This is a genomic window from Paenibacillus sp. FSL R5-0928 (assembly GCF_037970385.1).
In the GTDB taxonomy this organism is placed as follows: domain Bacteria; phylum Bacillota; class Bacilli; order Paenibacillales; family Paenibacillaceae; genus Paenibacillus_AQ; species Paenibacillus_AQ odorifer.
Window position 1 is genome coordinate 6,082,450 of sequence record NZ_CP150225.1, and the last position, 13,100, is coordinate 6,095,549.

10 protein-coding genes are annotated in these 13,100 nt (G+C 47.2%); 5 read left to right on the forward strand and 5 right to left on the reverse strand.

Annotation, left to right across the window (positions count from 1 at the left end; genetic code table 11):
* Positions 1-67 precede the first annotated feature (67 nt).
* The 5 genes from MKZ16_RS27535 to MKZ16_RS27555 all read left to right on the forward strand — a co-directional run bounded on the left by MKZ16_RS27535 (position 68) and on the right by MKZ16_RS27555 (position 7,521).
* Positions 68-535, forward strand: coding sequence for a DUF6385 domain-containing protein (locus MKZ16_RS27535; protein ID WP_076105319.1), 468 nt, complete (start codon positions 68-70; stop codon positions 533-535).
* A gap of 28 nt (positions 536-563) precedes the next feature.
* Positions 564-1,979: a DUF6385 domain-containing protein gene (locus MKZ16_RS27540; protein ID WP_339815001.1), complete on the forward strand. Its 1,416-nt coding sequence runs from the start codon at positions 564-566 to the stop codon at positions 1,977-1,979.
* Positions 1,980-2,092: 113 nt separating this feature from the next.
* Positions 2,093-4,138 carry a glycosyltransferase gene (locus MKZ16_RS27545; protein ID WP_076105320.1) on the forward strand — a complete coding sequence of 682 codons (2,046 nt, stop codon included), beginning with the start codon at positions 2,093-2,095 and terminating at the stop codon, positions 4,136-4,138.
* Positions 4,135-5,556: a glycosyltransferase gene (locus MKZ16_RS27550; protein ID WP_076105321.1), complete on the forward strand. Its 1,422-nt coding sequence runs from the start codon at positions 4,135-4,137 to the stop codon at positions 5,554-5,556. The genes MKZ16_RS27545 and MKZ16_RS27550 overlap by 4 nt, the downstream gene beginning before the upstream one ends.
* Positions 5,557-5,571: 15 nt before the next feature.
* Positions 5,572-7,521, forward strand: a complete 1,950-nt coding sequence (locus MKZ16_RS27555) for a glycosyltransferase (RefSeq protein ID WP_076105322.1) — start codon at positions 5,572-5,574, stop codon at positions 7,519-7,521.
* 25 nt (positions 7,522-7,546) lie between these two features.
* Here the strand turns inward: MKZ16_RS27555 and MKZ16_RS27560 are convergent, their stop codons facing one another.
* The 5 genes from MKZ16_RS27560 to MKZ16_RS27580 form a co-directional block, all read right to left on the reverse strand.
* Positions 7,547-8,284, reverse strand: coding sequence for a glycosyltransferase (locus MKZ16_RS27560; RefSeq protein WP_076105323.1), 738 nt, complete (start codon positions 8,282-8,284; stop codon positions 7,547-7,549).
* The gene (locus MKZ16_RS27565; protein ID WP_076105324.1) at positions 8,277-9,479 is read right to left on the reverse strand and encodes a hypothetical protein; all 1,203 of its coding nucleotides are present in this window, start codon (positions 9,477-9,479) and stop codon (positions 8,277-8,279) included. Before MKZ16_RS27565 ends, MKZ16_RS27560 begins: the two co-directional genes overlap by 8 nt.
* Positions 9,476-10,960 (reverse strand): hypothetical protein, encoded by a 1,485-nt coding sequence (locus tag MKZ16_RS27570; RefSeq protein WP_076105325.1) that lies wholly within the window; start codon positions 10,958-10,960, stop codon positions 9,476-9,478. The genes MKZ16_RS27565 and MKZ16_RS27570 overlap by 4 nt, the downstream gene beginning before the upstream one ends.
* A 69-nt stretch (positions 10,961-11,029) precedes the next feature.
* A complete protein-coding gene (yunB, locus tag MKZ16_RS27575) occupies positions 11,030-12,109 on the reverse strand; it encodes a sporulation protein YunB (RefSeq protein WP_081393410.1) in 1,080 nt (359 codons plus the stop codon).
* Between the two features lie 154 nt (positions 12,110-12,263).
* Positions 12,264-12,875 (reverse strand): VTT domain-containing protein, encoded by a 612-nt coding sequence (locus tag MKZ16_RS27580; protein ID WP_036685356.1) that lies wholly within the window; start codon positions 12,873-12,875, stop codon positions 12,264-12,266.
* Positions 12,876-13,100 lie beyond the last annotated feature (225 nt).

Genomic DNA, 13,100 nt, shown 5'->3' on the forward strand with positions numbered 1-13,100 from the left:
TGATGCTCAGGGCTCAAACGACGGTTAGGGTCCTTTTATGGATAGGGTTCCAGAAAACCCGTAGGAGGTGAATGAAATCCATAACGGTCTGGAACTAAAAAAGCGCAGCAAAATAAAACACAAAAAAACACAGGGGAATCACTCTAGAAATCCGCAACCTTTTCTACCTCCAAATGGTCGAAGAAAGCGCCGTAAGGTCACGATCAGTCCTTTATTTTCCGAGCATCAATTTATCGGATTCCCCGTGTCCAGCTCCATTTCGCCTCTGCCTTGGCAAAAAAGCGGAACTAAAACGATAATCTCTTACGCAGTTATGAACCAAGGAGACCACCCTGTTAGCGTCCGCTTGGAGATTAGTCCGAACAGTCTTGATTCTTTTATAGATTCAGAAGAGATCGTGGCCGCAAAAGAAATGAAGGTGCTAGTGCCAAGCAGATTTTTAAAGTGGACTCGGATATCCGCCTCCACGCAACAGCCAACGGGTTTAGGCAAAATTGATGTATACGTCCAAGCCCAGTCTATAGGTATGAGTTAACAATTTTATAAGAGAGGGACGAGGAATTTTGCCTAACTACAGCTCTTTTCAAGCTAATCCCGATAATCTACGAACGCTTATTTTTGGCCGGGATGCCTCGCTGATTGATCATCCGCTTACTACAGATCCAGGCGGAAATCTAACGACAATTATCCTAGATGGTACGATTTCCAATATACTCGGAGCTACCATCACTGCGGGTACTTTGTCCTCAGCAGGAACAGTTACTAACATTCTTAACGGGACTATCACTAGCGTACTCGGGGCTACCATCACAGCGGGTACCTTGTCTTCCGCAGGAACAGTTACTAACATTCTTAACGGGACTATCACTAGCGTACTCGGGGCTACCATCACAGCGGGTACCTTATCTTCCGCAGGTACGGTTACCAACATTCTTAACGGGACTATTACTAGCGTACTCGGAGCTACCATCACAGCTGGTACTTTGTCCTCCGCAGGAACCATTACTAACATTCTCGATGGCACGATTACCAGCGTGCTCGGAGCTACGATCACTGCCGGTACTATTACTAGTGTACTAGGCGCAACCATTACCGCTGGTACTTTGTCCTCAGCAGGAACAGTTACCAATATCCTTAATGGGACCATTACTAGTGTGCTAGGAGCTACAATCACTGCGGGTACCTTGTCTTCCGCAGGTACCATTACTAACATTCTCGATGGCACGATTACCAGCGTGCTCGGAGCTACGATCACTGCCGGGACTATTACTAGTGTACTAGGCGCAACCATTACCGCTGGTACTTTGTCCTCAGCAGGAACAGTTACCAATATCCTTAACGGGACCATTACCAGCGTGCTTGGAGCCACCATTACCGCTGGTACTTTGTCTTCCGCAGGTACGGTCACCAACCTCTTAAACGGGACCATTACCAGCGTGCTCGGAGCTACGATCACTGCGGGTACTCTGTCCTCAGCAGGTACCATTACTAACATTCTCGAAGGCACGATTACTAACGTACTTGGAGCCACCATCACAGCTGGTACTTTGTCTTCTGCAGGTACGGTCACCAACCTCTTAAACGGGACCATTACCAGTGTGCTTGGAGCCACCATTACCGCTGGTACGCTCAGCAGTGTGACCTCTATTTCACAACGCAGCTTTATCGAACAGACGACGACGGGTATTGCAACTGCTAATGCCTATACTCCTCTGCCAGCAGTGACTACGAGCGTATTGGGGACCTATTCCTTTTTCATCAATAACACTGGAGCTAACCCAGTCAACACACGAGTAGAAATCAGTGCTGACGGAACGAACTATTTCGTCGATACCACAGGAGATAATCCTTTAGCAGCAGGTTCTATCGATGTCATAGTTCCGGCAAGATTCCTGAAATATACACGCTTATCCTATCAATCAACGAATGCAGGAGCCGCCTCAACAATCAATGTAAGTTTCAACGCGCAGGGAACGTAATGCAGATGCCCATCATATGTTGTAACGAAAGAGTGCATGGATATCCATGTGCTTTTTCTTTTGATAACAAAAGCTGATTTCTACTTCTACATATGTAACAAGGAGGAAACAACGTGAACAATATTACGCTTGGCGTCCACCTCATCGTTAACAATGAAGCTGATCTTCTGCCCCACTGTCTCACAAGCGTAGCAGGTGTTGACGAGATTGTGGTCATAGATACAGGCTCTACTGACGAATCCATAGCTATTTCCCAAGCGCACGGGGCTAGAGTATTCCAACGGGAATGGACAGAAAACTTTGCTGCAGCACGTAACGAAGGTCTCGATCAGGCGGATACCGATTGGATTCTAGTCCTTGATGCCGATGAACGCCTGCAAACTCCACTTCCGGAACTCCGCAGCCTCCTGCAAAACACGCAAGCTCAGGCTTTTACAGTACACATTGATAATTGGCTTGGCGTTCGGCCTGAAGATAAGGTAAAGCACAGTGCGGTTCGTTTATTCCGAAATGGACAGGGTTATCGATATAGCGGAAGAATTCATGAAGGAATTGACGCTGCAATCCTTAAATCACATAACATCTCGGCGATTGAGCATAGTGATATTGAGATTGAACATTTCGGATATTTGCCGGAAATCATGGCCCGAAAAAATAAAATCAAACGCAATGAGCAGCTCCTGCGACTCGCTTTAGCCGAACAACCGGAAGATCCTTTTCACTCCTATAATTTAGCAGTCACCTGCTGTCAGGACGGCCGTCTTCAGGAAGCAGAGACATTACTTCGCCAGACCCTTCACCATGTGCCACTTGAAGCTTCCTACCGTCCTACGATGATTAGAGATCTCTGTAAAATTTATCTGACTCAAGGAAAAACCAATATCATAGATCCCTTGCTGTTGCCTGAATTGGAGCGTTATGAGGATTACTCTGACCTGCATTTTTTATTAGGCCAATCTTTGGAGAGTCAAGGTTTGTTAGAACGTGCTTTTCAAGCTTATCAGCGTGCAGCATCCATTTCTGGAGATCAGGTTAATCAAAAATATGTATCTGAGCAAGGGATGAACACCTTCCGCCCACTTTATCGACTAGGATTAATCTCAGAGCGGCTTGAGCTTCAGGAGGACGCTGCGAGATTCTACCACCGTGCGCTTCAACACCACTCTTTATATAGGCCTGCCTTGCAGGGAATAGCTTCTGCTTTTCAACGCTTAGCTGTAACCGATGAGGAGATTGCCACCTTGCTGATACAACTCGTCCCCCCAACTAATGCTGCCCAACGAGCTGCGATTATTGACAGTTTATTTGCGATAAATGCTAATGAGGCCATCACTAACTTATCCCGAGACACTTTTCCCTTGGAATTAGAGACGGCAAATTGGATGATCTCTTCGCTCATCATTACCGGCAAGCTGGAAGACGCCTATACAACGATAAGACAAATGGCCTCCTTAGCTACGCAAGATAACCATGATTTAGAATATCTGAAAAAGTGGGCTACCCTCTGGGCTATTTGCTCTTGGTCGCTTTTTGGAGAATTCCACAATGACCTGCTAACCTATGTACCAGACGAACTTCGCTTCGGACTGCAATACATTCAGAAGTGCCACCAGCAACAAAAGGTAGATCCCGTCGAAGCAGAGGTAGATCCATTAACATTACATTCCTCATTCATTTCAGATTTGATCGAACAATCAGTAAAACTACACCAGCCCGCGTTAAGCGAAGCTTTGGTAAATTTGTTCCCTACCTTTCGGTCTGAATTAGCCGCAGCATTATATAAAGAAGGGAATAGGAATGCGGCAGGCGAGCATTTTATCAGGTTAGTTAGCGATCAAGCGGCTGATGCGAAGGTTCTTTTTTATATAGGTGAGATGGTCTTTGACAAGGGGCATTACACGGAAGCCAGTGAATGGTTTCAACAAGCGCTGGAGCAAATGCCTGAGCATGAGGCTGCCCGAGTGGGTTTAGCACTCTGTTACCTTCAGCAAGCGAAGCTTAGCATGGAGGATGCTCTGAACAGCTTGGATGCAGCTAACGTCCACGGTCCACTGCAAACGGATATTGGTGCCATCCATAAATCCATCTTTTTACTAAATCGTACACCGTGGCACACACAGTGGAGCTTCCGCCAGAGCGAGGGGAGGGCAGCCAAATGAACATGCCAAGCCAAAAACCTCTGATTTCGCTATGCATGATCGTTAAGAACGAAGCAGATAGCTTAAGCCAATGTTTAAAAAGCGTACGTGGTGTCGCCGATGAGATCATAGTAGTCGACACTGGCTCTACCGACTCCACGCTACAAATTGCTCTAAGCTTTGGAGCTAAAGTTGTTCACCATCCTTGGAATGGCGATTTTGCCGCTGCCCGCAACGCGGGTCTTCAGCAAGCCCACGGACAATGGATTCTCATTCTGGATGGAGATGAGGAACTGGATGCGAAAAGTAAGGGGGAGCTGTTGCTGTGTGCGGAGCATTTGGAGTATGAAGCTTTTTTTCTGCGCATTCATAATCATAAAGGTTTAACCGCAGCTTCACAGACCATTACTGTTAATCCGATTATCCGCCTATTCCGTAACCGCCCGCAGTACCGTTTCAGCGGCATCATCCACGAACAGATTGCAGAAACGATCGTAAAAGCTACACCCAAAGCAGCTATGCATTTAAGCACCGTAGTCATCCATCATTACGGTTATGCAGACGGCGTAGTAGCAAAAAAAGATAAGATCAAACGAAATGTAGAGCTGCTCAAGGAACAGCTAAAGTTAAATCCCAATGACCCCTTTCACCATTTCAATATGGCTGTTGAATATATGCGGCTTAGTGAATATCAACCGGCTCTAGAGCATATCAAAAGATCACTTAACGAAGCTCCGCCCGACACAAGTTACGTTCATCTGCTGCACAAATATCAAATCCGCTGCCTGGCAGAATTAAAAGATTTCAACGCGGCGCTGGAAGCTTGCGACTTAGGGATAACCCTACATCCAGATTATCCTGACTTGGCTCATATCAAAGGTGTGCTGCTGTTTCAAATGGGAGCCCTAGCTGAGGCCAAAACAGCATTGCTGCAAGCCTTAGTCATTGGAGAAGCCCCTTCCGGTTACCATACCGAGTCTGGATTCGGATCTTATTTGACATTTTATTTGCTGGGACAGTTATGCGAAGAAATAGGCGATCAGACCGAGGCCTGTGCCTGTTATACCAAAGCTGCTCAGCTTCATCCCAATCCAACGCCCATTATAACCCGACTGATCCGAGCCTTAAAATGTGCTGAGCGCGAAAATGAAATTTCGGGCTGGCTTCACGCTCATCTACCCGAATACACAGCTGCTAAAAGCGGACTTCTCTTAGATTTATTGCAGATTGAGGGATGTGATAAGGCAGCAAAACAGCTGATGAAGACCACAGGGCAGCCCTCATCTAATGACTCGTTATTCAACCCAGCCTATCACCCAGGGCGTTCGGAGCTTTTGTTGGCGGATCGTCTGCTTGCCTCCCTCTCTTCTTCAACCCCCTATTCTCCAGCGGCTAAAAGAGTGCGGCTCGCACTTCCACTGCCCAGAGTTTCAGATTAGGAAGGACGTATTCCTATGACCACACCGGATATTACACTTTGCATGATCATTAAGAACGAGGCAAACCATCTGGAGAAATGCTTATCCTCTGTGTGCGGGCTAGTATCTGAGATTATCATTGCGGATACAGGTTCAGAGGATAACAGTAAAGAAATCGCTCAGAGGTTCGGTGCAAAGATTATCGACATTCCTTGGGAAAATGATTTTACCAAAGCTCGGAATATAAGCCTAGAGTATGCAACTTCTGCTTGGGTTCTGGTGCTGGATGCCGATGAGGCTGTAGATCATTGGAGTGAGAATCTGCTCCAGCCCTTGCTTGGTGCCGAGTATATTCATGGGTATTGGCTGCCCATTATCCACTATGTCGGTGATATACCTGAAGCGGATTTTGTTACAGATCATGTCTGTCGATTATTCAGAAATGACAAAAGAATTATTTTTCGCGGAAGTATTCATGAGGAGATTGCCAGCAGCATTTGGGAGCTTCCAGCGGGGGAGATCGCTTATGCAGATTTGCGTATTTTGCACTACGGATATTTAGAAGATGAATTGATGCGTAAAAATAAATATAACCGCAATTTAGCACTTATCAACAACGGTCTGCGGCTTCAACCGAACCATCTTTTTCTTCGTTATGCGTTAGGGGCAGAGTATTATCAGCAGGGACAATATAAAGAAGCGGCAGAGATCCTCCTTCCGCTGCTCACCTCCACTCCAGCCCCTTCCGGTTATGTCTCAGATATTTACCTTAAGACGGCTTACGCCTTACAACTATGTGGCCGAAAGCAGGAAGCTGAGGAAGTTTTTCGTACGGGGAGCGGTCTTTTTCCCGATTTCACGGATTTATTAGAAAGCTATGCCCTCCTGTTACTGGAACAAGGGAAGCTCAGCTCAGCCAAGCACTACTTGGAGCAAGCACTTCAGAGCGGGAATACAGCACATAAATACCCTTCTTCCTCGGGCAGTGGAACGTATCGAACAGAACTACTAGCCGGGAGAGTGTGTGAGAAGTTATACCAATACCCGGATGCGTGGAGACATTACGAGGCTGCCATACAACATAAGCCTGATTATAGCGAGGCGTGGAAAGAACTCGTCCCACTAAGCCTTTTTTCTGGGGAGAAGGTGACGCTACGAGCATTGACCCACAACCATCTGCACTCTTTATCCCCTGATACTTTGAGTTATCTTCTGCCCGCAGCGCTCAATGCCCGCGATCCGGAATGGCAAGCCGAGCTTTCTACAGCCAGCCAGTTACCCTTATCTGTTCAGGTTGCATTGCAGGCGATTCTGGAAATAAACAATCAACCGGAACATCTTCAGACACTCGCACCGCTTGAACAGCTGCTTCATGATCCTTCCCATCTTTCCAACCGATCCTTTGTACTTGGCTACCTGTGGGCTTTCTCTTGCCGTATTGGAGATACTGAGTCTGCCATGCGCTGGCTTGTCTGTCTATTGTCTTACAGACCGGGGATTTTATCGATCCATCATCTTTTAGCGGGGAATTATAGGCTTAAAGCTGATCTTTCGGATCTCAACTATGCAGCACAATTGCTGCTTCAGACTGGTGCTTGGAATAGTTTATTAGCACTTTATCGGCATTCGCAAGGTTCTTCCTTTCAATGGTCCAGTCTGCCGCAGCCTTTACTTTACGGTTTACTCGAAGCCCCCACCTCCATAAAAAAACAATGGTGCTCTATTTATGTCAGCAAGCCTCCTCAATATCAAACGCCTGCGGACTGTACCGAGTGGCAATTATACGCTGCGATAGCCTACTCCTGCGGAGAGGTGCCCATCCTTCATATAGAAGATGAGGCCGCTTTGCGTAGAGTCGGGGGGGCTACCGCAGCCGTGAGCCTCGCTTATTACAAGCTGCAGCTCGCAGCAGAAGTTTATCCGCAAGGGATACCGTCAGCTCATATCTCTTCTGCGCTGCTTCTGAGATCTGCCAGCCGGACTTAGCCGGTTGGCAGGGCAGATGCGGATTTCAATGCTCCTCTTGCCATTCTACCAGATGGGGCTGCTCATCAAGGATAGATTCGTACTGCTCCAGACTACCCCAGCGCCCCTCTGGATCAAGCTCCAGGTAACGCGAGTATTTTCGCCGAAGCTCCTCAGGGGATATCGCCCAACCATAATGTTTCACACGCAGCTCGGTAAGAAAACCCGGCAATACCGAATAAGAGAGCGGAAGCCTTGGCACATGATGATCCATTTTCGGAAAAAAATAATGAAAGTTCGGCAAATAGCGGACTAGTGTACGGGTATGTTTCGTGTGGATATTCCAATGCTCATCTTCACGGTAATGTGTGGTGCCGCCCCAAAAATCAAATAATCGGAAGGATACCCAGTCATACACATCCTGATCGATGAGTCGCCTCATCTCCCGTTTAGCAGACTCTTCATAGAACTCATCGGCGTCCACAGACAGCAGCCAATCCGGATTCGTAGATACCGCCAGCTCCCACAATGTTTGCCGCAGCTCCCATTCACGGTTAAACAAAGAGCTTTGCAGGGTTACGAGCTTCTTAACTTTGGCAAAAGAGAGACATAACTGAGCCGTATTATCTGTACTACCATCATCCACGATCACAATATCATCCACGAACTCACTTAATTCCTCCAGCACCTGCTCTAAATACCTTCCGGCTTCGTTCCTAACCTGCATTATAGCAGTCAGACGATTGCCAGATGTTTTGCGGAGTGGCCCTCTATGACTACTCATCCTCCACTCTCCTTCTCAATCGTCTTACAGCCTCTTCGAGATCTGCCATCTCTGACAAAAGTGGCCATGCCTGATTGTCTTGCCCTCCCGCATTTAAAAAGCTGCGGATGGCCTCGTGCCGCCTGCCATAAAGCAAGTGTATGGTGCCTTCCATGGCTTCATCCACATTTTCTTGCTCATGTTGCAGCACTATTGCCTTTTCCCATTGAAAAGTCCGCACATAATTTTGCACCAGCAACGCTTTTGCCTCGGAAGAAGTTAGCGGACTTAAAATTCTAACCGCCGCTGCCTCATCCTCATTCCGGTGGAACAACTCCGCGCGAACCAGTTCATCCTGCCCGGAATGGAGCCAGCCCTCCATCCTTTCTACTGCTTGCTTCTCCTCTGCGGTAAATGCTGTAATCGCAAATTGGCGGACTGCCGTTTCCAGATTCCCTGTCTTGGCTTCTATTGCAGAAAAAAAACGGAAGTGTGAAATAAGGCAATCCAAATATTCATACAACACCATTAACTCAAAGGATTGCGCCAGATATCGATTCGCTGTGGAGTCCCCAAGCAAATACAAATAAGATGCTGCCAAATAATGTACAACAGGCTGGCTGGGCAGCTTGGCGCACATTGAGGTATAATAATCAGCCCTAAGCTGTAGTTGAATCCTAAACCAGTCCGTAGCAAGGAGGGGCTCCTCCTGCCATAAGTTCTCAATCGCCTTACTCCACAACATCTCATAATCTGTCAGAAAATAAATCCGCTCGCGCTGAAATACAACTCCATAGGATTCCTGCTGATCCCCGTCGAGATAAATAACACTCTCCCTGCACAAGCTCTGCTCCAGATAGATCCGTTCTGACCGGGTTCCTACTAGATCAGCCTTTGCTCCAAGCAAGCCGCTGTATTTATCCCATAAGACCTTATTTTCTTCTTCCGGACAGCGCTCTAACAAAGCCACTATATATCCTGCTTGCAAAGAAAGAACCTCGGGCAGCCAATAAGGAGAGGAGACCAGAAATGTGTACTCCCTCGCCTTGAGAGTATGAATATCCGCGATCATTACCGGCTTGATCTGGCTGTTAATCTGCTGCTCAAGAGTCATTCTTCCGGCAAAACAAACCTCTTCCCGCTCGGGAAGAAGATCCAACAGTCTTTTATATTCGTATTCCTCCCAGGAGCCTCTGCTCAGAATTAAATATTTCATGAGTGCGCCTCCCTGCCCCTGCTGCTATCTGCCTTCTTCCCCTGCGGTTCGGACAAATCCCCCACATAACCTATAGTTAGTGAAGCTTCAGGGTGAAGCTGCAATTGGTGCGAAGTGGACGCCTTACAGGTAATCACTCCAGGCACATTCCCGCCTTTATGAGCAACTCGCTCTAGCGGAAAAACAATTCCCGAAGGGTCTCCCTTAAGCAAATGCCCCACCTCTTCGTCCATATCCGTAGATAAACTAACGATCAAATCCGCGGAACCTTGGGTGATCGCCTTCACTACCCGTTCAACGTAATATTTCTCATACCTGATAGAGTCTGATAAATACACAGTTATCTCACTCTCAAATAATGCAGATGCATTCTTCAAAGCCCGCAGCCAAGCCTCTTGACCACGAACTGTAATCACTACATCCTGTTCATTTACTGGCACGCCGGAAGCTGTGTTCATCCAGCTGTCCTTGATCCAGATCCAGCGAATATTCTTGTAGCTCTGCTGCTCCTGTGTAGCTGCCCATTCCTGCGGAAGATGGTCCCCATTCCCATCCTCTTCACAATAAACAATCGCAGTCACTAATGGCGTTGCCAAGGTTGCCTTACCGAGTGGAATAACAGGTTGTGTTGATTGTAAGAATCCATTCTGCGGTACAAGATGTTCTTCGTCTTCTAAGACATCTTGCAGCGCCCATTTTGTACTGTACGCCCGCCAGCCATCCGCAAGTGTTGGTCCGTTCAGCCTACTCCGGCCTCTATCAAGTGAATGTATAGCATGGACATACACAGCATCACTTAGCGCCAGCTTAGCTCCAGACTGCCGCGCTCGAAGACACCAATCGGCAATCATAAGAGGCCGCGCATGAAGCGAGGTGTCCAACCCTCCAATACGCTGAAGCAGCTCTTTAGAGAACAGGAGGCAAGAACCCGTTAGTACATCCATCTCTCGCCATTCTCCTTGGTGCCGGCTAAGACTATAGCTCACATGCGCAGCAAACTCATCATAGGTGCCGAAGTGAAGACGTTTCTTCCCTTCCCCTCTTTCGGTTGAAGAGCGAGGGGCAACCACCTTAACAGAAGCGTCATCAAAAGGAACCCACAATAGCTCATTTAGCCAGCCAGGCGATACCATGGTCGAATCTTCAAGTAAAACCGCGAAACTGGTTTCGATCTGTGCCAGAGCCTGGTTAGGCATGTACTCCTCTTTCTCATAAGGAACAAAGAGAATCGACTGCTCCTGTGAGAACTGTCCGGCTAATGTTTCCATAGGAAAATCAGGAGTCATTGCCACAGCAATAATGCGCACAGACTCTCCAGAATGGAGCAGCAGCAAGGGTAAGCAAGCCGCGGCACAATCCGGGCGGCTTAGCTCAACTACAAGGGTGATCCCATCTATACTCGGCAGTGGAAGTAGTCCCGTGCGTTCCAAGAACCCATACCTTCCCGCCAAGCGTTCCACATTCAGAGATTCTTGCGACATTAGGATTCACGCTCCATTTATTAAAGCTGTTCTACCTATAGTCTATGAGCGCTGAAGCGCGATATCCCCTTAATTTCCTCCGCCCGCTCCTTTATCTTCTTCCGTATGGTCTGCACCCGTACTCGCGGGATCAGTTGCCGCTGGAGACGGGTTGTTATCTTTCTGACTGTTGCTGGAGGTATCCTTACCCTGATCCACTGCTCCACTCTTATCCCCACCTACAGCTGGAGCAGGAATAGCAATTCCCGGAGCACTGCTGCCGTTCGCCCCCACAGGTTGACCTTGATTATCGTAGTAATACATAGGTACATCTCCAACAACCATCAGATAAGACACAGGAATTTCTGTATCCACTACCTGCGGCTCCATATCAAAAGGAATGACGACTGCAACCTCTGTCACAATATGAATATATACCTCGACCAGAATCATATTGATCCCAGCGTTTTGCTGGCGAGTACTGAGTTCAACCTTAACCGCACCTTGTGGTTCAATCTTGATCGGAATATCAGGTCCATAAGAAGCGATAAGGGGACTGCCCAGCGCCTGCCCCAGCGGAATATATTCTGTTCGATTATGCAATTCCTGCAGCGTAGACTGAATGACCTGTGCCGCTTGCGAAGTAATACGCATATGCTCCGCGTAGTTGAGCATGAACCCTGATATTTTCCCGTTCTTATCCGTCTTCCAATCAATTAGCTCTTCCGCATTCCCTCCATTCGCAACCTGAGAGGTAATCGCCTTATTAATCGATTCCGTAGCGATTTGCTTCACACGTATTTGTGCTAAATGCAGGATGGGCGGCTTCATATGCAGCTCCACATAGCGAAGTGACTGCAGCACCAGCACAAGTATTACTAAAGATGCTATCAGCCAAAATTTGCGTCGGCTTCTTGGCTTATGTGTTTTTCCGCCTGCAACCGTTACCTTACTCTCTGGCCGGCTGGATAACCTAAAGCGGCCTTTGCTACGTTTGGCTTCAAAGCGCGTACGCTGCGACCTAACCGCTGCCCGGCTGGGTTTTGACTTGAATGCGGAGCTTCTTGCTGAGAATCTCCGATTCGTGTCCCCATTTATTTTTGGCAGCCGAAAATGGCCTAGATCAGGTATTCTCAGCCTTCGGTTCCCCCATTTTTTCAATCTGCCCATTGCAATAGTCCCTCCCGCCTTACGCAGAGGTCAAGCCACCTCCACTTAATTTAAGGTATTCGCTAAGAGGACAAAAAAGAAGAACGTTCCCTCCGGCAAACTACGCCTGAAGAAACGTTCTTCATCCTTTAGATCATAAACTGGGAATATGATATTAGTGCATTCTGCTCCGCTTATCCTCCTGCAAATGGTCCCAATGACGCCGAATAAAGATGCCAATGAGAATAGCAATAAACACCGCATACCAGGTAAGATAACCATTCCATTCTTCACGCGGAACAATTAAAGTTGATCCAATCGTACCGAATAACCATATATAAGATAAATTACCAAGCACGGTTCCCCATATAAAGGATGAGGCTTTAATCGGTGAAACAGCAGACATGAAATTGATTACATTGTTCGGAATAATCGGAATCGTACGCAATAGTACCAGCGTCCAAATCCCGTATCGATCCAAGTAACGTTGCCATTTATCATAGCGCTTCAGTTTGGTTCTCCATTTTCGGTCAAACCAGTTATACAGATATCTCCGAATAAGAAAATACATCAGTATTCCGCCTAGATTGCAGGCCAGCCAACTGATCAGCATGCCTCCAATTACGTTAAAAACAGAGACATGCAGCACGATCAAAATTACGAATGGAAAAAATCCTAATATACTCTGCAAAAGTGCGAGCGGGATGGTCACGAATAAAATAGATGGCCCGCTAAGGCCCAGCGTTTGCAGCAGCCAATCAATCCAGGTATTTATGGTCTCTGTCATGAAGCAGTCTCCTCTCTTGACTCCTTGCAGCAGCTGCCTCCTGATTTACTTTGACAAAGCATAAGTCTAAGTGTGTAAACTAGGTATCCATTCTTATTGAAATATAAGCACAGTACATTAAGAGCTTGTAATACTTTGCTTATATTCCCAAGAAAAACACCCCTTACGGGGTGTTTTATTGAATGAGCTTGCTTATGAAGTGTAATGTGTAAAGAACAGTAGTTA

What these genes read in the sequence shown, in the direction of transcription:
- yunB (WP_081393410.1), bottom strand. Translation starts at nt 12,109, where the DNA reads ATGGGCAGATTGAAAAAATGGGGGAACCGAAGGCTGAGAATACCTGAT.
- MKZ16_RS27565 (WP_076105324.1), bottom strand. Translation starts at nt 9,479, where the DNA reads ATGAAATATTTAATTCTGAGCAGAGGCTCCTGGGAGGAATACGAATAT.
- MKZ16_RS27580 (WP_036685356.1), bottom strand. Translation starts at nt 12,875, where the DNA reads ATGACAGAGACCATAAATACCTGGATTGATTGGCTGCTGCAAACGCTG.
- MKZ16_RS27555 (WP_076105322.1), top strand. Translation starts at nt 5,572, where the DNA reads ATGACCACACCGGATATTACACTTTGCATGATCATTAAGAACGAGGCA.
- MKZ16_RS27560 (WP_076105323.1), bottom strand. Translation starts at nt 8,284, where the DNA reads ATGAGTAGTCATAGAGGGCCACTCCGCAAAACATCTGGCAATCGTCTG.
- MKZ16_RS27570 (WP_076105325.1), bottom strand. Translation starts at nt 10,960, where the DNA reads ATGTCGCAAGAATCTCTGAATGTGGAACGCTTGGCGGGAAGGTATGGG.
- MKZ16_RS27550 (WP_076105321.1), top strand. Translation starts at nt 4,135, where the DNA reads ATGAACATGCCAAGCCAAAAACCTCTGATTTCGCTATGCATGATCGTT.